We start from the raw sequence: 20,331 nt of genomic DNA, 5'->3' as shown, positions 1-20,331 counted from the left end.
GTGGTGTCCCACTTCATCTCGTTCTCCGGGGTGATCATGTTGAACTCCCGGTCGAGAATCGTGGAGTACGTCGAGTCACCGAGCTTCCCGGCGGCCACGGCGGTGCCGAAGTAGCGGCCGCTTTCGGCCGCTGCCGCGCCCAGTGTGCCGGAGGCGGCGTGGGCGGCGGGGTTCGCCGGACCGGCCAGAGCCAGCGCCGTGCCGGCCGTCAGTCCGGCGGCCAGGGCCAGCACCTTGCGCAGACGGGGCTCTTCATTGAGCCAGGGCATGAGGGATCAGTCTCCTTGGGTGTGGGGGGATGGGGCATCGACCAGACGTCGGCGCCCCGGTCGGGGTGGGGGTCAATTCACTGGAGGGAGGTAATCGGCAGCGCGGTCCACTGCTGGTTGGCGCCGCCGTGGCAGTCCCACAGGACCAGTTGGGTTCCGTCGGTGGTGGACGAGCCGGGGTCGTCGAGGCAGCGCCCGGAGGCCGGGTTGCGGTAGCCGCCGTTGTACGCCTGCCATTGCTGGTTGCCGCCGCCGTTGCAGTCCCAGACCTCGATCTTCGTGCCGTTGGCCGTACCGCGGCCCGTCGCGTCGAGGCACTTGCCGAGGGCACGCAGGGTGCCGTCGGAGAGCGACGACCACTGCTGTGCGTTTGAGCCGTTGCATGCCGCGATGTCCGCGGCGGTCCCGTTGGCGCTGCTGCCGTTGGCGACGTCGAGACACTTCCCCGCGACTCCGGAGCGCACCTCCCCGCCCGCCGAGGCCGGCGGCTTGATCCAGCCGGCCGCGTCGGCGGCCTGGACCGCGGTGTTGAAGGCGTCCGCCATCTTGCGGAAGCCGTTGTCGTTGGGGTGCAGCGCGTCGGAGAGATCCGCGCTGGTCAGCGCGCTCATGTCCACCAGCCGTACGTGCTTGCCGGCGGCCTGCTCGGCCTGCACGATTCCGGGGAGCTTGGCATTGAACGCGGGCCGGACGGCCTCCTCGGTGCCGCTGGTGGAGACGATCACGGTGCCGAGCAGAACGGTCGCGTCGGGAAGGTCGCGGGTGATCTGGTCGATGAGCGCGCGAAGCCGGTCCGGAGCGGTCGGGACCTGGTAGTTGCCGTTGAGATCATTGGTGCCGATCTCCAGGGTGACCACGTTGGGGCGGTACCGGGCCAGCACGGAGTCTGCGATGCCGGCGATCTGGTCGATCCGCCAGCCGGAGTGGCCCTCGTTGTCCGGGTCGGACATGGTGCCGTTGCGGCCTGAGCCGACGAAGTCCAGGGCATGGCCTTCAGTCGACAGTTGGTTCCACAGGAAACCGCGGTAGCTGTTCCCGGAGGGGCTGCCGACGCCCCAGGTGATCGAGTCGCCCAACGGCATCAGCCGCAGAGGGGTGGGCGCGGCGGCGCCTTCGGCCGAGGACGGCGTCCTGGTGGCGGTGGCGGACGCCGCGGGTGGTGCGGCGCCGATGGCGAGGGCGGCCGTCAGCGCGGCAGCCAGGGATACCGAGCACTTCTTCATGAGCGTTCCTCACTGGTGCGGGACAGTGGGTGGGGAGAACGAGCACACGAATCGATCGGTCAGCGGGGGGCGAAGTCCTGGTTGCTGCCTGCCGTGTTCTTGCAGGGCCATTGGTCCAGCTGCTGGCCGGGGCTGTCGACGCCGCCGTACACGTCCAGGCACAGGCCGCTGTTCTGGTTCTGGAAGGAATACGAGCCGTCGGACTGCCGCACCGGCAACCACAGACCACCGGCTGCTCCGCCCGGCGCCTGCTGCACGATGTTGGGCGTACCGGCGGCGGTCGAACCACCGGAGACCGCGACCACCAGGCCGGAGTTCCGCGCCTGCAACTGCCCGTAACCACCGGCGGCCGGCACGAACTGGAACTGCTGGTTGCTCTGCCCGTTGCAGGTCCACTGGTCGATGGCGGCGCCCGCGCTGCCGGAGTTGCCGTGCACGTCCAGGCACAGGCTGTCGCTGCCGATGACCAACTGGTGGTAGCCGGCCGGGAATCCGCCTGTGCCGCCGGAGGACTGGACTCCTGCCTGCTGGATGACCTGCCGGGCGCCCTGTGGCCAGTTGGTGCCGCTGACCTGAACGTTGCCGGTGAGGACGTTGTTGTGCGGAGGTCCGGTGGCCACATATGTGTTGCCGCCGTTGTACCAGTTGCCGGAGAAGGTGCTGTCGTCGGTGTGGTTGTTCGCGTTGGCGTTGGTCAGCGCCCAGTTGCCGGCGTCCTGCACCACGTTGTCCGACACCGTCAGGTAACGGGAGCCCTCGTCGAGGTACAGCGCGGTGGTGCGATTATTGTCGTACATGTAGTTGTCGGTGATCACCGACCCGGGGCTCGCGGACAGGTTGTAGATGCTGCCGCCGTCGAACATCGCGTTCTTGGTGTCGTAGATCAGGTTGTGCGAGACCGTGTTGTTCTTCAGCGTGGTGGGGGTGCTGTAGACGGGCTGGTAGGTGTACGTGCCCCGGTTGACGTAGTCCTGGCTGCCACCGGGATCGTTGACGCCCCAGCCCCAGCCGATGTCGATGCCGTCGTAGGGCAGGTGGTCGCACTGGTTGTGGGTGATCGTCGCGTTGGTGACGTAGGTGGACAGGATGGCGGCGGTCTCCTTGTAGTCGGTTCCCACCCCACTGACCTTGTTGTTGCTGATGGTGATGTTCTGGTTGGTCATCTGTGGGTTGCTCGGATGGTGCGCGTCCGGCTGGATCCCGCCGACCTGGATGCCACTGCCGGCGATGTCGGTGAAGGTGCTGCCGGTGACGGTGATGCCGCTCGCGCCCAGACCGGTACCGGAGGCCGTGGCGACACCGTCGTTGCCCACGCCCAGTCCGGCCTGCCCGAGTTCGGAGAACGTGTCGCCGGAGAACGTGATGCCGGTGGCGGCGGAGACCTGGACGGCCGCGGGCATCTGCGTCCAGTGGTTGCGGGTGGCCTCGAACTGCGTGCAGCCCGACCTGCAGGTGCTCAGCCAGTTGGCGGGCATCGCGTAGGTGCCGGTGATGTGTGCGCCGCTCTGCTGGTCCGCGTAGCCGTCGGGTCCGCTCGGGCCGAGCCAGGAGGTGCCTGTGAAGCGGATGCCGGTGAAGCCCAGACCTGCCACCGGTGAGGCGTAACTGCCGCTGATGCCGAGGAGGTTCTGCAGCCTGGGCAGCTCGACGTCGAGGGCGTTGGGGTTCTGCCCCGGCTGGGCGCGGTAGTACAGGTCGCCGGTGGAGGCGTCGAGATACCACTGTCCGGCCTGCTGCAGGAACGCGTAGTTGTTCTCCAGGTACATCGTCCCGCCGGCGAACGGCGCGTTGATGGTGTCGTAGCCCCAGGAGTTGTTGTTCCACGCGGGCTGCCGCATGGTGACGGTCCTGCCGCTGATCGACTGGACCGGCGCGTAGCGGTCGGTGAAGGAGTTGATGCTCTCGACTTCCATGTGGTTCTGGTCCGAGAGGCCGGCCAGGTAGTCGAGCGAGGAGTCGGTGAGGGTCAGACCGGTCGGCGTGAAGGTGAAGGCCGAGCGGGGTACCTGGATCGCCGCCCGCGGTGCCTCCTTGCCGTTGACATAGAGCTGGCGGGTGGTGACGCCGCTGCCGACATGCACCGACCAGATGTCCTTGGACTTATCATGCACCTGCCAACCCGTGATCTGCTGGGCACCGGTCACGACCGGCTGCTGACCGGGCGCGCCCTGGTAGGTGATGGTGTGGTTGTTCTGGCCTCCGTCGCCGGAGCCGAAGCTGAGCGGCTCGGACAACCGGTAGGTGCCGCCGGCCAGATGGACCACGACGTCCGCGTCGGCCGACATCCGGTGCGCGGGCTGCCGTGCCTGGTCGATGGTCGCGAACGGATGCTCGGCGGTGCCATCCCCGCCGGGTGATGCGTTCGGCACCACGTACAGATCCGCGACTCCCGCCTGGCGCTGAGCCGGTTCCGCGTACGCGACTCCGATGGTGGCCGGGCTGCCGGCCAGCAGGGCGAGCAGAGCTGTGGGAGCGGCCCACAGGCCGCACAGTGCTCTGACTCTGGACATGGTCATCCTCCGGTGGTGGCGCGTGTCGTCCTCAAGCTGCCGACGAGGGTCCGCGGTCGGCGGTGGGCCGGCCGCGGACCGGAGCCGTTCAGGTCAGTTCAGGCTCCATTGCTGGTTGGATCCGCCGTTGCACGGCCACAGTTCCGCCAGGGCTCCGTTGGCCGTGGAGGCGCCGGTGACGTCGAGACAGAGTCCTGACTGGACGCCCTTGACGGTGCCGTCCGAGTTGACCTGCCACTGCTGGTTGGCACCGCCGTTGCACGGCCAGGTCACCACCTTGGTACCGGCGGACGTCTGGTTGTTGTACGCGTCCAGGCACATCTGACTGCTGCCGCTGTAGACGGTCAGTTGGCCCGAGGACGTGCGGGTCCACGTCTGGTTGGCGCCGCCGCTGCAGTCCCAGATCTGCAGTTGTGTGCCGGCCGTAGTCGAGGAGTTCGGCACGTCCAGGCACTTGCCCGCGCCCACCGCGTGCAGCGCTCCGGTACTCGTCCCGCCGCCTGCGGAGTTGCTGTATCCGGCCGCGGTGATGTTGGCCTGGACGGCGTTCTCCGTGGCGTCGGACGGGTAGCCGGAGGTCATCACGCCCTCGTAGAAGGTGCCTTGGGCGCCCTTGCTGTTGTCGCCGCCGATGCCCAGGATGATGGCGCCCTGCTTGCGCATCGGGTTGTATCCCGAGACGTTGGGGCGTACTCCGTCGTAGAAGGTGGACAGGCCGCCGGACTGCGCGTTGCCGCCCCGGATCGCCCAGTGGTTCGGGCCGCCCTTGATGATGGCGGTCGTATAGCGGTAGTTGATGGTGGGGTCGTTGGCGTTGTAATGCTGGTTCACCCCGGAGAAGAGGCCGTTCTCCAGGTCGGCCATGATCCAGGGACCGTTGCCCGAACCGTAGCCCCACACCTTGATGTTGCCGAAATAGATGGCCTCCATCGTGCCGTTGCCGTCGTCGTTGCTGTCCGTCTCGGCGTTGCCGTAGTCGAAGCAGCAACCGCCGTTGTAGTGCGTGCCGTCGAAGATCGCGTACATGCCCTCGGCGTTGTCCCCGGTGGCGATGCCGTTGGTGTGGTTGTTCCGGTAGCCCGTGCCGGGCGCCACGAAGACGCCGTAGGCCTTGTGTCCGCCCACCGTGGTGGGCGCGGCGGTCGCGTTCGCGAGGTTGTCGGGGCCGCCCGCGGCGCCGCCGCCGGGTGCCTGGGTGAGGTTGTTGTTGCGACCGGACTGGTCGTAGATGACCGTGATCAGGCAGGTCGTCCCCGCGCAGAACGAGTCCTGGGCGGCGGCGTCGGCGACTCCGCCCGCGCTCAGGACTCCGATGTCGCGGGTGGAGTTGTCCGAGGCGCGCCGGACTTGGTAGAGCGGCCCGTTGTACGCGGCGTACAGCGCTCTTGTGGTGCTGTGCGCCGCCACACAGGGCGTGCCGCCGGCCGCGTAGATGTCACAGGGGCCGGAGGTGACGGCCCGGGCTGTGGCGGCGGTGACGGTGGCGCCGGCCAGAGCGCCCGCGACGAGCGCGGCTGCCGCGCCCGCCCGGGCGAACGCCGCCCACGGGGAGCGAACCTGCCCGGCCGATGGAGGCAGGGGCGTCCGAGACGGCGTGTCCCGGGGCCTTCCGCGGTGGCGCACGGGCGCTAGCAACCGCTCGACGCCGTCGCGCACGGGCAGTAGGCGGCGTCTTGTGCGTGTGGTTCCCATCCGGACTCCCTACCGTGTCGGCGCAACCCGGTCGGGCCGCGGTGCGCCGGCACCTGCCGAAGCGCTGGAACGTGCCGTGATGCAGTGGGATTGCAGAGTGGTACCGGGGGGAGACGGTGCTCCCGGTCTCGCAGGGCTGTCCAGGGTGGGGGGACGCTTCCTGCGAACCTTGCTGCGGAATCGATTCGACTGCTGATCGCCGCGGTGCGCAAGCTCTTGGCAGGCACGAAAAGTTGCGAAGTGGCGGCACCGGGCGCGGACCCGACCGGCCGACGCGCGAGTGCCCCGGGCCGTGTGAGCGAAGTCGGCGGCCGAGCCACGACCTTGGGAATGCCCCTCCGTCACACCGACGAGCAGGGACGATGTCGCACGGCCTCGGATCATGGAGCGCCGGAGGGTACGCTGCTCGGCTAATCGATCGCCCCTGAACGGGAGTTGGAACAGTTTGCGCTTCGCGGCAAGGACTGCCCAGGGCAACGCCGGTCGTGGCAGTCCGTCGAAGCGCTTGCGTCGAATCGGTTCGCCCTACATTCGCCGGACGTCAGAGCCCTCGGCCCGCAGGGACCGGACGCCGTCAGGCCGATTCGCGGACCACGAGTTCCGTACGGAGGATGACGTGGCGCCATGCCACGAACGGCTCCTCCATCTCCTCCAGGAGCAGCCTGATCATGGCCCGCCCCATCTCTCCCAAGGGCTGACGGACCGTGGTCAGGCGTGGTTCGGTGCACTGAGCCAGCGGAAAGTCGTCGAAACCGATCACCGCCACGTCGTCGGGCACCTGCCGTCCCGCGACGCGCAGCGCCTGCAGAGCTCCTGCCGCCGTGGTGTCCGACGCCGCGAGGACGCCGTCGATCTCCGGATGGCGTTCCAGGAGTTCCGCCATGGCACGGCGTCCGCTGTCCTCGGTGAAGTCGCTTTCGGCCACCCACGACCGCCCGTTCTCCAGACCGGCCGACGCCAGGGCGTCCTGATAGCCGCGCAATCGGCACTGCGCGACGTACATGTCCAGCGGTCCCGTGATGGTGGCGATCGCTCTGCGCCCCTCCTTCAGCAGATAGGAGACGGCGCCGCGAGCGCCGCCGACATTGTCCGCGTCCACGTAACTGACGTGCTCGTCGGCCGAGCGGCGCCCCAGCAACACGGTCGGCAACCGCGCCTCGGCGAGCATGTCCGGCAGCTGATCGCCGGCGTGCACGGACATCATCAGGACTCCGTCGACCCGGCCGCCGCGCGCGTACTCCAGGAAGCGGCGGCGCTCCTCCTCCGAGCGGACCAGCGTCAGCAGCAGTTGCACACCGGTGTCCGCCAACGCGTCACCGAGCGAGCTGACGATCTCCGAGAAGAACGGCTCCGCGAACATCCTCCAGTCCGGCTCCGTCAGGACGAGGGCCACGGCGTCGGCGCGCCGCCCGGCCAGCGACCGGGCCGCGAGATTGGGCACGTATCCCAACTCCTCGATCGCGCGCTGCACGGCCCGGCGCGTCGACTCCTTCACGCCGGCCGCATTGTTGACGACCCGGGAGACCGTGCCCCGCCCCACCCCTGCGTGGGCGGCCACCTCCTCCAGCGTCGGCGCCCCAGGGCGTCGCTTGGCCATGACCACCTCCCCCACGAGATCACCGATCTTACGACCCCGGGGAGAGGGGCATGCGACTGGAGCAGATGATCGGCCGACTCGGCTCGAAGACCGCGAGCCCCGGCGAGGTCTCTCGCAGTCGGGCGGCCGGCGAGTCTCGGCTCAGCTTCGACACGAGACGACGGCCCGTATCCACTCGGTGGGCGATCGGAGAGGGAACAGGACCGTGCGGGTGGCCTCGGGCGCCTTCAGCCGGTGGTGCAGGACGTGCCGTTCAGAGTGAAGCCGGCCGGTTTGGAGAAGGTGCCGTCGTAGGTGCCCTGGAATCCGAAGGAGACCTGGCCGCCCGGTGGGATGGTCGCGTTGTACGCCATACCGCCGGCCGTCATCGCTCCAGACGACGCGGAGAGGTCGGCGCTCCAGGCACTCGTGATCCTCTGTCCGGAGGGCAGTGTGAACCCGAGTTTCCAGTTGTCGACGGGGGACGTCCCCGCGTTGGTCACGGTGACGTCGGCAGTGAAACCGCCCTGCCACACGTTCGTGCCGTAGGCCACCTTGCAGGCAGAGGAGCCACCCGGACCGCCAGGCGTGCCGCCGCCGGTGTTCACGCTCGAGGAGAACGACGTCACCGCCAGCCCCATGCCGTTCTGCCACTGCTCGAAGCCTGCCTGAACGCTCGTCAGATACCAGTTGTCCTGCGCCAGTCCACGCGAGACGGCCTGCCGGAGGAAGTCCATCACGTCGAAGCTCCAGCTGCCGATCGCCGACGGCGCGACGAACGACAGCACGTCGTTGGAGCCGTTGTTGCCGGACCACACCTGCCACGAACGCCCGGCGACGGAGGCGGTGCCCACCTGTGAGCCGACCGGCTGCACCGACCCGACATGGTTGAGCCACACCATGATCTCGGTGCGGTTCACGCCGTCGGTTCGGGGCGTGGGGTCCAGCCAGATGTCGTAGGCGGCGTCGTAGACCGCGTTGCTCACGTAGCTGTAGGAGATGCTGGTGGGCGCGCTCGAGATGGAACTCAGCCGGGCGGGGAGGTTGGTGCCGGGTGAGCAGTTGGTGTAGTGACAGCCGTTGAACACCGACGGGTAGGACTTCGGACCGCCGTTGGTCGGGACCGAGCCGTCGGCCTGGACGATCCGGAAGCCGGAGTCGTTGACGCTGATGCACTGTGTGGCGCTGGTACCCCAGCGGTTGTTCTGGACGACGTAACGGCCCTGGATCGTGGTGGAGCCGAACTGATCGCAGATGGTCGTGTCGGCGTGCGACGGCGGAGCGGTGGCGAGAAGGGCCGTCAGCGCGAGGAGTGGGGTGAGCAGCGCGCCGAGCAGGGCCCGTGCCCTGCTGTGGGGGTTCAAGAGTTGCATGCGGATCCTCCGCCAGAAGGTCGGGGGCGTAGCGAGAGCGCCTCATCTTGGGAGCGCTCCCAAAATCGGACTCGCAGGGCATGCGATCATCATGCTCCTGACAATGCAGCCGGACGGCCCCTGGGGGGCGAGGGCCGCCCGGCCGGGTGACCCCGTCACCCGGCGACGGGGTCGCGCACACGAAGCCTCAGCGGGGGGTCATTCGAGAAGCTCCGCGCACGAGTCAACGGCCGGAGCGATGTCCGCCCGGTCCGGGGTCGCAGCAGAGGTCGCCCAGAGCCGGCGCACGGCCCTGCGTCTGCGTTCGGGATCCATGGTGCTGGTTCCTCCTTGCCGGAGTGCGGCTCGAGGGGGGTCAAGGCATGAACCAGTGGGAGCGCTCCCAATAGTGGGGACGGACGTCGGATAGGTCAAGACGTCAAGAAGTTGAATGACGCGAACTGAACCCGTTGAGAAAAATGAAGCACCGACCCTGTGCAATCCGTCGCGTTGGCGCTACGGTCCGTTGCACCAGTGGGAGCGATTCCATCACTCGACGCGTCTGTATCGACGCCCCCGAGGCGCACGGAGTCGCTCATGCGACACCCCCGCGTTCAGCAGTTTTAGGCAGCTGCCACGCGCTTTCGCCCCGGGGCGCCCCTGAGTTCGCAGCGAACGTCAGGGACCTGAGTGACCACGTACCTGTGCTCAGGCAGTGAACAACCCCCGAAGCAGAAGGAACCCGCACTCATGAGTCGTACCAGAATGTGTCTCGTCGCCGCGCTGGCGCTGGCCGCCGGCACCTCAGGGACGGCACTTCTCACGTCTCCCGCCGGTGCCGCCACCGCCTCGGTCCCCTGCACGGTGGACTACAAGGTGCAGAACCAGTGGGACACCGGCTTCACCACCGCCGTCACGATCACCAACAACGCGGCGGCCAAATCGAGTTGGACCCTGAAGTGGTCGTACGCCGGTGATCAGAAGGTCACCAGCGGCTGGAACGCGAAGATCACCCAGAGCGGTGCCGGCGTCACCGCCGCCAACGAGAGCTACAACGGCGCGCTCGCCAACGGCGGTTCGGTGAGCTTCGGCTTCAACGGCTCCTACAGCGGCACCAACGCCGTGCCCACCACCTTCACCCTCGACGGTGTCACCTGCAATGTCGACGACGGCAGCGGATCGGGCGGCGGTAGCGGTGGCGGTACGGGCGGCGGTACCGGTGGCGGCACAGGCAGCCGGGTCGACAATCCCTATGTGGGGGCCAAGGGGTATGTGAACCCCGAGTGGTCGGCCGAGGCCGCCGCCGAGCCGGGCGGCAGCCGTGTGGCCCAGCAGTCCACCGCCGTCTGGCTCGACCGCATCGCCGCGATCAACGGCGTGAACGGCGGCATGGGCCTGCGCGCGCACCTCGACGAGGCGCTGCGGCAGAAGGGCTCCGGCGACCTGGTCATCGAGCTGGTGATCTATGACCTGCCCGGCCGTGACTGCGCCGCCCTCGCCTCCAACGGCGAACTCGGTCCGGACGACATCGACAAGTACAAGAGCCAGTACATCGACCCCATCGCCTCGATCCTCTCCGACCCGAAGTACGCGGCTCTGCGGATCGCCACCGTCATCGAGCCCGACTCGCTGCCCAACCTGGTCACCAACGCCGGTGGTACCAACAGCACAACCGCGGCCTGCGTCACCATGAAGAACAACGGCAACTACGAGAAGGGCGTCTCCTACGCCCTGGACAAGCTCGGCGCCATTCCGAACGTCTACAACTACATCGACGCCGGCCACCACGGCTGGCTCGGCTGGGACAGCAACCTCGGCCCGGCCGTGCAGGAGTTCGCGAAGGTCGCCACGACCAACGGCGCGAGCCTGAACGACGTGGCCGGATTCATCACCAACACCGCCAACTACAGCCCCGTCAAAGAGCCTTACTTCAAGGTCACCGACACGGTGAACGGCCAGACGGTCCGCCAGTCGAAGTGGGTCGACTGGAACCAGTACGTGGACGAGCAGTCGTACGCGCTCGCCCTGCGGGACAAGCTGGTCGCGGCCGGGTTCAACTCAGGCCTGGGCATGCTGATCGACACCTCCCGCAACGGCTGGGGCGGCTCCGCCCGGCCGACCGGCCCCGGCCCGACGACCTCCGTCGACGACTACGTCAACGGCAGTCGCATCGACCGGCGCATCCACGCCGGCAACTGGTGCAACCAGAGCGGCGCCGGACTCGGTGAACGACCCACGGCAGCCCCGGCCGCCGGTATCGACGCCTACGTGTGGGTCAAGCCCCCGGGCGAGTCCGACGGCTCCAGCACCGCCGTCTCCAACGACGAGGGCAAGGGCTTTGACCGCATGTGCGACCCCACCTACGGCGGCAACGTCCTCAACGGCAACAACCCCACCGGCGCCCTGGCGAACGCGCCACTGGCCGGACACTGGTTCTCCGCCCAGTTCCGGCAACTGATGCAGAACGCCTACCCGCCGCTGCCATAGCCACCTGACGCGGTACGCCCGCCGGGCGGTCTCTCGGGAGGACCGGCCCGGCGGGTCGTCCGCCGCGTCCCGTTTCCCGCCGACTCCGCGGGCGGGCTCCCCCACGGGACGCCGGCTTCCGCACCTGGCCGTACAACGCTCCGGCACCCGCGTCCAGGGGGTGCCCGAGCGCGCTGATGAGGGGACGGGCCGTGCCCCCCACACAGTCCGGAAATCCCCCCGCTGCCGTTCCGAGGCCAGCGACAGACATCAGTGGTGAACTCCGTGATTCCACCGATGCGGAGCCCCCGACCCCGCGACGTACCGTTCGCAGACGAGACCGGCGTGCTGCACGAGACCCGTGTGCCGCACGCGCTCGGCATTCCTGCTCGGAGACCTCCGGCGGGTACACCATCGACCTGACGGGGACTCACATGCGTACACATGCCATATCGATCGTCCTGCCCAGCGCCGTCGCTCTGTCCGCGATCTGCTTCCCGGTAGCCGCGCAGGCGGCGGAACATACGGACACGACGGCGAAGCTCCGCTCCTTCGCCGCACACTCCGTTCACCCCGAGACCTCGCTGGGCAACATCAGTTTCACCCACGCTGTCATCAACGGCGGTAAGGACATCGTTCTGGGCACCACGACCAGAAAATCCGTCACCGTGACCTACACGGCGACCAGTTCGAGCGGCGTCGCGCTCACGGAAGCCTTTCTGTGGCAGGGCACCGACAGCTCGAACACGGACACCATCACCGGCTCCCTGGGCACCGACGACGACCCCGTCTGCACCGAGTCGACGACGCGGACCGGCGTCTACGCCTGCACGGCGGTCTTCCACATCAACGCCGCGTCGGACCTGAAGAACAACGGTGTCGCGGGCACCTGGAAACTGTTCCTGGGCGGATACGACCTCTACGCGAACGCCAGCTACAACGACGACGTCGCCACCACCCGGATCAAGAAGGCGTCCAAGCTCACCGCCGACGCCGCCCCGGAGCCCGTGAAGAAGGGCAGGACGATCACGGTCACCGGCAGCCTCAAGCGCGCCAACTGGAACAACGGCACGTACGCCGGTTACGCGGGGCAGCCGGTGCTGCTGCAGTACCGCAAGAAGGGAAGCAACACCTACACCACCCTCAAGAAGGTCACGAGCGGGACCGGCGGCTCACTGAAGGCCACCACCCCCGCCAAGGCCGACGGCTACTACCGCTTCTCCTTCGCCACCAATCCCACGACCGGCGCCTCGACGGCGGCCGGCGACTACGTCGACGTCCGGTAGCCGAACTGTGCCGCGCCCGTGGTCCCGCCCCTCGCCGGACACGGCCGCCGGTTGATATCCCCCTCACCCGTGGGGCGACGTGATTCGCCGTCCCACGGGTGAGGGCGGCGCAGTGGGCGAAACTCACGGCACGCCGGGTGCCCCCAATCAACCAGCAATGTGGATTCAACGTGATCACCCAACCGACTCGGGAAGCAGACTTCGCATCACTGTTCCAACCCGAGCCCCGGCCGCGCCGAGTAGCAGCGTCAGGCCCACCCTGCCGAGCAGACGCAGCACTGACTCGATACGCAGGCCGAAGGCGTCCAGCGTGACAGGGTGCCTGGGTGCGCACCGGCTATTTCCGCGGACGAACTCTTCCTGAAACTCTTCGGCGCGGACCTGGACCTCCTCGGCACGGCCGCCCAGCGCCTCGCCCTGATCACGTCACCCATCGTGGCCGCGCCCGTACAGGTCGGCACCGACGATGAGGAGGGTCGGCGAGGGGCCTGACGGGGCCCTTGCCTCCGGGAAGCCCCTGTCGAGCGCGTCCAGCCGCGGCCGCGACCGGCCCGCGCGGCCCGTTCGGACCGGTCGGAACGCCGTGCGGCAAGAGTGCCTCTAGGCTGGAAAACGGCCTCTGGAGACGTGCCCTCGCGGGCACCACGGTCCGGACGGAGGTGTGGCGCGTGGACATGACCGACCCACAGGACGCTCCGACTGCCGTCGTCATGGTCGACCCGGACGGCCGGGTGAGCGGCTGGAGCGAAGGAGCGCTTCACCTGCTGGGCTGGACGGCCGAGGACACCGTCGGACGGCCCGTGACGGACCTGCTGGCCGACCCTCCGCCAGCCGGTCTCCTCGACAGTCCCGGCACCGGCGCCACCCCCGCCGGCCCCATCACCCTGCGTCACCGGGACGGCGCGTCGGTGGACGCCGTGGTGACGGTCCAGCCGCTGCTCGGCTCTCACGGGCAGGCGCAGGGCCGGGTGATGACCGTGCAGCGGTGGGACCGGCGGCCGGTCATCGCCGACCGGGCCTTCGAGCAGTGCCCCTTCGCTCTGGGCGCCTACGACCCCGCACTACGGTTCCTGTGGATCAACGCCTCCTCGGGCCGGGTCATCGCGCACTCCGAGGAACAGGTGCTCGGCAAGAAGTACCGCGAGGTGCTTCCCGAATTCGACCGTTCGCTGTTTCCCGAACGGGACGACAAGCCCTACACCGACAAGCTCGCCGAGGTGGCCAGGACGGGCCGGCCCGCACGCCTGATCACCGTCTTCCGTCCACTGGGCAGCAACTACGCCAATGCCTGGGCCACCAGCATCTGGCCCGTCCGGGATGCCGAGGGCAAGGTCCGCGCGGTCGCCAACTGGGGATTCGACATGAGCGCCGAGTACTGGGCCCGGCAGCGGCTGCTCATGCTCAACGAAGCCGGCCGGGACATCGGCCGGACGCTCGACGTGATCGGAACGGCCCAGGAGCTGGCGAGGAGCTCCGTACCCGGCTTCACGGACCTCGTGACCGTGGACCTGTTCGACGAGGTGCTGCGCGGAGAGGAACCGCCCTCCGCATCGCTGATCACCAGCGGGGAGAGCCTCACGCTCAGCCGCGCCGCCCGGCACAGTGCCGGTGACGGCAGCGATGGGCACATCGGACATCCAACACCCGTCACCCTCGCCCTCGACTCCGTCGCCGCCCGCTGCATGGCCGCGGGCACCTCCCAGGTCGAGCTCGCAGGCGAGCCCGGTCCGGGCGGCGAATGGGCCTTCGGGCCCGGTCTCGCCGCCGACCCGGCCCACTGGCCGCCGGGCAATCCGCTGATCGACGCCTCTCTCGCCGAGAACGGACTGACCGGTCGGATCACGGTGCCGCTGCGGGCGCGCGGGGCACTGCTCGGAGTGGTGACGTTCTCCCGCACGGACCGGCCGGAGGCGTTCACCGCGGACGACCTGATCCTGGCCGAAGAGCTGACGGCCAAGGCAGCGGTCGCCATCGACAACGCCCGCCGGTACTCACGCGAGCGCACCACCGCACTGACGCTGCAACGCAGCCTGCTGCCGCAGGGGTTGCCCAACCAGGAGGCGGTCGAGGTCGCATCGCGCTACCTTCCCGCGGGCACCGGCGCGGAAGTCGGCGGTGACTGGTTCGACGTCATCCCCCTGTCCGGAGCCAGGGTCGCGCTGATCGTCGGCGACGTCGTCGGCCACGGCCTGCACGCCTCGGCCAGCATGGGCAGACTCCGCACAGCGGTCCGCACCCTGGCCGACGTCGACCTGCCGCCCGACGAGCTGCTGACCCACCTCGACGACCTGGTCCTCCACCTCGCCAGCGACCTCCAGCCGACCAGCCATTTCCAGACGACCGGAGAGACGGGTGCCACCTGTCTGTACACCGTCTACGATCCGGTCACGCGCCGGCTGACGCTGGCCAGCGCGGGACATCCGCTTCCGCTGATCCTCTCCCCGGACGGAACCAGGACCACCGTGTCCGCACAACCGGGCCCTCCGCTGGGCATCGGCGGGCTGCCGTTCGAGTCGACCGAGATCGAACTCCCCGAGGGGAGCCTGCTCGCCCTCTACACCGACGGGCTGGTCGAAAGCCGCGTACGCGACGTCGACCAGGGGATCGACGAGCTGCTGCGGGTCATGGACCCCACGGCGAGCTCTCTCGACGCCTTGTGCGACACGGTGCTGCACACCACCCTTCCCGACCGCCGCACCGACGACGCCGCCGTGCTGCTCGCTCGCACCCGCGCCCTGGATCCCCAGCACGTGGCCGACTGGGATGTCGAGCCGGACTTCGCACAGGTGCCGCGCGTCAGGAAGGTCGCCATCGACCAGGTGGAGGCCTGGGGCCTGGAGGAGGCGGCCTTCGTCACCGAGCTGGTCGTCAGCGAGCTGGTCACCAACGCCATCAGATACGGCGAGCCCCCGATCAGGCTGCGACTGATCCGTGACACCGCCCTGATCTGCGAGGTCTCGGACTGCAGCAACACCGCCCCGCATCTGCGCCGGGCCCGCGCCTTCGACGAGGGCGGGCGCGGCCTGCTGCTCGTCGCCCAGCTCACCCAGGGATGGGGCACCCGGCACACCCCTCACGGCAAGACCATCTGGTGCGCGCAGTCCCTCCCCCAGCCCGGATCGGGCTGAGGAGACGAACAAGCACTTCGCGGAACAAGGCGAAAAGGCGACCACCGGGTGAACGTGGAGCCGCGGAGCACTGAAGACTGTGGCCATGGACCGTTCGATGGCCGACTCCGGAGCGGAGCCCGCGAGGTCGTCTGGTGGCCGCAGCAGACCTGCGCGCTCCACTCCGGAGACATCCGTGGCAGCTCGCCTGGCCCATCTCCAGCAGACGGCGGGGAACGCCGCCGTCGTTCGCGTGTTGGGAAAGCAGGGGGAGGACGACGGTGAGGCCTCGGGGGCAACGAACACTGCCCCTTAAGTCCTCCCCCTTAACGGCAAGTTTCACGTACAACAACTAGACACGGCACCCTAGTTGCCAAGGAGGATCTCCTGTGCGCTCTGTCGATCGGGAGCACCAGAAGGCCGGCGAGCGGACATCGGGCACGGCGCGCCGGTCGCAGCCGCCGACCACCATGAGCAGCGCATGGGTGAGGCATCTGCAGCGTGCGGCCGCGGACGGGATCACCCCGTCGTCCGGCGGAGTCGGCCCGGAGGCCGCGACCGCCGACCGCGCGCAGGTACAGCGGACCGCGGTCGACGAAAGCCTGCGGTCGTCGGCGCACCCGCTCGACCCCACGCTGCGCGGTGAGATGGAGGCACGGTTCGGCGGTGCCGACTTCAGTGGCGTACGGGTGCACGACGGGCCGGTGGCGCAGCGCGCTGCCGCCGCCGTCGAGGCGAAGGCGTTCACCAGCGGCGCCCACGTCGTCGACGGCGGCGGGATGTCGAAGAAGGACTGGGCGCACGAGTTGGCGCACACACTCGACCAGGCGGCGGGACCTGTTCCGGGCACCGACAACGGCGCAGGTCTGCGTATCTCGGCGGAAGGCGACGCGGGTGAGCGCCGGGCGGTCAGCGTGGCCGACCAGGTCATGGGAGCCCCCGCGCCCGTCCAGCGTGTGCCGGCCGAGTACGGCCACGCGGGACACGGCCACACGCAGTCGCACACCGGTCCGGCGTCCGTCCAGCGGACGCACGGGAGCACTTCGGTCGAAGAGCCTGTCACCCAGGAGGCCGAGCAGCAGGCCAACGGAGCGGAGGCCATCGCCCGCCTGAGCCAGTCGATCGAGCAGCATACGGTCCAGGCCAAGATGAAGAAGAACGTGTTCGCGCCGGGGACCTGGTGGCCCGAGCAATGGATGCCCCAGGGGACGTCTCGGCTCAGGAAGACCCTGGACCGGCGTGTGATGCGTGGCGAGGCGTTCAGCGATCAGGACCTGGACGACATCAGGCATCTCTCACAGGTCAATCCGCAGTGGCTCGACGCTGTGGGCATCGGCACCTACGAGCAGGCCGAGAACTACACCAAGGGCCGCTTCGACGACTGGCTGACCCTGCCCGCGGGCAAGCGCGTGCTCACGGCCACCTTGGCCGTCCGCGCCAACCACCCCGCCGTGCGCGGCGCGGGCAAAGACAGGCCGATCTCCCCCGATTACACGCTCGGCAGGTTCATGCTCACCCAGGCTCCCAGCACCTCGCCGCAGGAGAAGCAGACCCTGGAACGAGAACGGGACCAGCAGATCCGGGACACGGCCATCGACACCCTGCACCCGGCCGGGATCGCGCCCGAGCGCCTGCACCCGGACGGCATCCCCGAGACGGGCCCCACGACCAGCAAGGGCAAGGGCCGGAGCACGGCACCGAACGTCGTGGCGCAGGACGCTCGGGCCCGCGAGATGCTCACCAAGGTGCTGCTCATCCTGCAGAACGGGCTCAAGCTGTACGACCCGAAAGCCGGCGCGCACGTGGCCGACTACGAAAAGGACGTCATCCGCGCCCTCGCCCACGGCGGGCGCGTGAACATCCGCATTCCCGCCCTCGGCTCCGCGGACGAACCGGCCTACTCGCTCCCGCACTTCCTGGGGGTGACCCAGGACGACCGCACGAACACCCGCGCCGGTGACGTCATCGACCGCGGCTTCGCCACGCACCGCACCGCCATCACGGCCAACAAGGACGGCAAGTCCGGCACGTTCAAGGAGAAGGGCGGCCCCCTGGCGTCACTCACCAACATGGTGTCCGTCGGCGCCGACCGTCCGGACCTGTGGGGACAGAACATCTCCGGCGGGGGTCTCGGCTCCAAGGACTGGAACGGCGATGTCGTGCTTCCGAACGGGTCGCACGGCCACATGCTGCTGGTCTACCACCGTCCGACGACGAGGAAGGACGGTTCGCTGCAGATCGGCATCGAGACCCTCGCCCCGCATGCCTCCAGTCCGGTGGGCTACCAGCACGACTTCCGCTCCACCGAGGCCACCGCGAACCCTGAGTCGGTCCTGCACGGCCACAAGGGCGACAAGGTCGGCTCGGGCGGGCTGGGCAAGAACGAACGCCTGGTCGAACTCGCGGAGATGGGCAACGCCCATGCCGGCGGAGACTGGCGCGCCTTCCTCGACGAGATCAAGAGGGAGTGGGATGCCGCGCTGGCGGCGACCGACGACGGCTCCGAAGAGCGGCGGCTTCTGTACCAGGGCCTGGTCGGTCCACGGGCGCGTCAGGAATCCTGACGTGACGACCATCGGGCCGCCCAGGCCCTGGTACGGGAGCCGGTAGCGTCAGCCCAGGTTTCCCAGTCGGGCGTCGCGCCAGAGATCCACCCCGCCGTCGGTGGCGTACTTGTCGATCTCGGCCAGTTCCTCGGCGGTGAAATCGAGGTGGTCGAGGGCGGCCACGTTCTGCTCCAGCTGCTCGGTGCTGGAAGCGCCGATGACGAGGGAGGTGACACGCGGGTCGCGCAGGGCCCAGGCCAAGGACATCTGGGCCAGGGTCTGGCCACGGCGTCCGGCGATGTCATTGAGGGCGTTCAGACGCTCGCGCATGTCGTCGGTCAGCCAGGCGGCGTCCAAGGACGTGCCGCGCGACGCGCGCGAACCCTCGGGGATCCCGTCGAGGTAGCGGCCGGTCAGCAGGCCCTGCGCGAGCGCGGTGAAGCCGATGACGCCGACGCCCTCCTCCTGCGCCGCGTCGAGCAGCCCGTCCGTCTCGATCCAGCGGTTGAGCATGCTGTACGACGGCTGGTGAATGAGTAGGGGAGTGCCCAGGTCCCGGAGGATCGCGGCCGCCTGCCGAGTGCGGTCGGCGTCGTAGGAGGAGATGCCGACGTAGAGGGCTTTGCCCTGACGGACCGCGGTGTCGAGCGCGCCCATCGTCTCCTCGAGGGGCGTGCTCGCGTCCAGCCGGTGGGAGTAGAAGATGTCGACGTAGTCCAGACCCATCCGCTGCAGGGACTGGTCCAGCGAGGCCAGCAGGTACTTCCGCGAGCCACCGCCCTGGCCGTAGGGTCCGGGCCACATGTCCCAGCCGGCCTTGGTGGAGATCACGAGCTCGTCGCGGTACGGCGCGAGGTCCTGCTTGAGCAGACGCCCGAAGTTGCGCTCGGCGGAGCCGTAGGGCGGCCCGTAGTTGTTGGCCAGGTCGTGGTGGGTGACCCCGAGGTCGAAGGCGCGCAGAGCGATCTCACGCTGCACTTCGAAGGGGCGGTCGTCACCGAAGTTGTGCCAGTAGCCGAGGGACAGGACGGGCAGGTCGAGTCCCGAGCGTCCGGTGCGCCGGTAACGCATGGGGCCGTCGTAGCGCTCGGGGTTCGCCACGTGGTTCATCGGGATGGTCTCCGGGTGGTGCGATGCGGGATGCCCCGGGGGGCGGGAACCGTGCCCACCTTCCTCCGCCGTGATCGAGAAGTCCAACCCTTCCCGCGCATCGGATTCAGCAGCGTCGATTCTGAATCCGCTCAGGCGGGGCGTCCACGGGTCCGGCAACCTTTTCGCCTCGGGCGGTCACTGAAGTGTGCACCATCAGATCGCTCTCCCGAACGGACAGGCAGACAATGCAGACAGCGAGGCAGGCCGCGCGGCGGCGCAGGCAGAGACGCAGGCTCGTGCTGGGCGCAACGGTGGGGGTGGGCGTCGCCGGCGTTCTCGCCTACCTCGTCATGGGGCTGGTCCCGGACAGACAGGCCGATGCGGTCACCGCCGCGGCCACGCCGGTCGCGACCCCTGCGGTCAGATCCACCACCGCGGCTGAGACCGGCACGCCTGACGCGTCGGCCAGTACTGCTTCCCCGACCGGCACGCCCAAGCCGACAGCTTCCGCGTCCACCCCCGCCGCACGGAAGTCGGCCAAGGTCACCCCGCCGGCACCGCGCAGGACGGCCGCCACTACGTCGTCGGCGGGGCGGATCCAGCCCGGGACCTCCTACAAGGGAGTAGCCACCGCCTACGAGGCCAAGGACGGAGACGGTGCCTGTCTGTTCGGCCCGAGCCCCGACCTCATGATCGCGGCGATGAACACCACCGACTACGAAACGTCCAGGGCGTGCGGCGCGTACGTGCTCGTGCGCGCGGCCAACGGCAGGTCCATCACCGTACGGATCACCAATGAATGCCCGCTGCCCTGCGCTCCCGGACAACTCGACCTCAGCCAGCAGGCCTTCGCCAAACTCGCCGATCTCCGGGTCGGCCGGCTCGCGATCACCTGGAGCCTGGTGAGCCCCAGCTCGATCGGCACCATCTCCATCCGGTACAAGACGGGGTCCAGCGCCTACTGGTGCGGCATCCAGGTCATAGACCACCGCAACCCGGTGACGGGACTGGAGGTACGGACCGGGAGCGGCTGGCGGCGGCTGCCGCGGACCAGCTACAACTACTTCCTCTCCGCCGACGGCGCCGGATGCGGCAGCTCCATAAGGATCACGGACATCTACGGCCAGCAACTGACCATCAGCGGCCTCGCCGTGAAGCCGAACGTCGTGCAGCCCACCCAGGTGCAGTTCGCCCGGCACTGAGCACACGGGC

Annotated in this window: 13 protein-coding genes; 6 read left to right on the top strand and 7 right to left on the bottom strand. The window is 68.9% G+C overall.

Going from position 1 to position 20,331, the window contains the following annotated elements; translation table 11 throughout:
• The 6 genes from ABZZ74_RS35075 to ABZZ74_RS35050 form a co-directional block, all read right to left on the bottom strand.
• Nucleotides 1–269, bottom strand: a 269-nt coding sequence (locus tag ABZZ74_RS35075) for an endo-1,4-beta-xylanase (protein WP_356771989.1), incomplete at its 3' end; no start/stop codon positions are given.
• Between the two features lie 77 nt (nt 270–346).
• Nucleotides 347–1,492 (bottom strand): ricin-type beta-trefoil lectin domain protein, encoded by a 1,146-nt coding sequence (locus tag ABZZ74_RS35070; RefSeq protein WP_356771987.1) that lies wholly within the window; start codon nt 1,490–1,492, stop codon nt 347–349.
• Between the two features lie 59 nt (nt 1,493–1,551).
• On the bottom strand, nt 1,552–4,002 hold the full coding sequence (locus ABZZ74_RS35065) for an RICIN domain-containing protein (RefSeq protein ID WP_356771985.1): 2,451 nt from the start codon (nt 4,000–4,002) through the stop codon (nt 1,552–1,554).
• A 93-nt stretch (nt 4,003–4,095) separates the two neighbouring features.
• The gene (locus tag ABZZ74_RS35060; RefSeq protein ID WP_356771983.1) at nt 4,096–5,694 is read right to left on the bottom strand and encodes an arabinofuranosidase catalytic domain-containing protein; all 1,599 of its coding nucleotides are present in this window, start codon (nt 5,692–5,694) and stop codon (nt 4,096–4,098) included.
• 574 nt (nt 5,695–6,268) lie between these two features.
• The gene (locus ABZZ74_RS35055; RefSeq protein ID WP_356771981.1) at nt 6,269–7,291 is read right to left on the bottom strand and encodes a LacI family DNA-binding transcriptional regulator; all 1,023 of its coding nucleotides are present in this window, start codon (nt 7,289–7,291) and stop codon (nt 6,269–6,271) included.
• 227 nt (nt 7,292–7,518) lie between these two features.
• Nucleotides 7,519–8,643, bottom strand: coding sequence for a cellulose binding domain-containing protein (locus ABZZ74_RS35050; protein ID WP_356771979.1), 1,125 nt, complete (start codon nt 8,641–8,643; stop codon nt 7,519–7,521).
• A gap of 729 nt (nt 8,644–9,372) precedes the next feature.
• Between ABZZ74_RS35050 and ABZZ74_RS35045 the strand changes: the two genes are divergently transcribed.
• The 5 genes from ABZZ74_RS35045 (at nt 9,373) to ABZZ74_RS35025 (ending at nt 18,045) form a co-directional block, all read left to right on the top strand.
• The gene (locus ABZZ74_RS35045) at nt 9,373–11,109 is read left to right on the top strand and encodes a glycoside hydrolase family 6 protein (RefSeq protein ID WP_356771977.1); all 1,737 of its coding nucleotides are present in this window, start codon (nt 9,373–9,375) and stop codon (nt 11,107–11,109) included.
• Between the two features lie 413 nt (nt 11,110–11,522).
• Nucleotides 11,523–12,374 carry a hypothetical protein gene (locus ABZZ74_RS35040; protein WP_356771975.1) on the top strand — a complete coding sequence of 284 codons (852 nt, stop codon included), beginning with the start codon at nt 11,523–11,525 and terminating at the stop codon, nt 12,372–12,374.
• Nucleotides 12,375–12,692: 318 nt separating this feature from the next.
• Nucleotides 12,693–12,866, top strand: coding sequence for a hypothetical protein (locus ABZZ74_RS35035; protein WP_356771973.1), 174 nt, complete (start codon nt 12,693–12,695; stop codon nt 12,864–12,866).
• 182 nt (nt 12,867–13,048) lie between these two features.
• Nucleotides 13,049–15,502 (top strand): SpoIIE family protein phosphatase, encoded by a 2,454-nt coding sequence (locus ABZZ74_RS35030; protein ID WP_356771971.1) that lies wholly within the window; start codon nt 13,049–13,051, stop codon nt 15,500–15,502.
• Nucleotides 15,503–15,870: 368 nt separating this feature from the next.
• Nucleotides 15,871–18,045, top strand: a complete 2,175-nt coding sequence (locus ABZZ74_RS35025; RefSeq protein ID WP_356771969.1) for a DUF4157 domain-containing protein — start codon at nt 15,871–15,873, stop codon at nt 18,043–18,045.
• Nucleotides 18,046–18,093: 48 nt separating this feature from the next.
• Here the strand turns inward: ABZZ74_RS35025 and mgrA are convergent, their stop codons facing one another.
• Nucleotides 18,094–19,137: an L-glyceraldehyde 3-phosphate reductase gene (gene mgrA / locus ABZZ74_RS35020; RefSeq protein ID WP_356771967.1), complete on the bottom strand. Its 1,044-nt coding sequence runs from the start codon at nt 19,135–19,137 to the stop codon at nt 18,094–18,096.
• Between the two features lie 278 nt (nt 19,138–19,415).
• On the opposite strand from mgrA, the gene ABZZ74_RS35015 reads away from it, so the two are divergent.
• Nucleotides 19,416–20,321 (top strand): expansin EXLX1 family cellulose-binding protein, encoded by a 906-nt coding sequence (locus tag ABZZ74_RS35015; protein WP_356771965.1) that lies wholly within the window; start codon nt 19,416–19,418, stop codon nt 20,319–20,321.
• Nucleotides 20,322–20,331: the final 10 nt, after the last annotated feature.

This window comes from Streptomyces sp. NPDC006476, assembly GCF_040612015.1.
Lineage (GTDB): Bacteria > Actinomycetota > Actinomycetes > Streptomycetales > Streptomycetaceae > Streptomyces > Streptomyces griseorubiginosus_B.
Note: the sequence above shows the minus strand (reverse complement) of the source record. Positions and strands in the feature narration are given on the sequence as shown.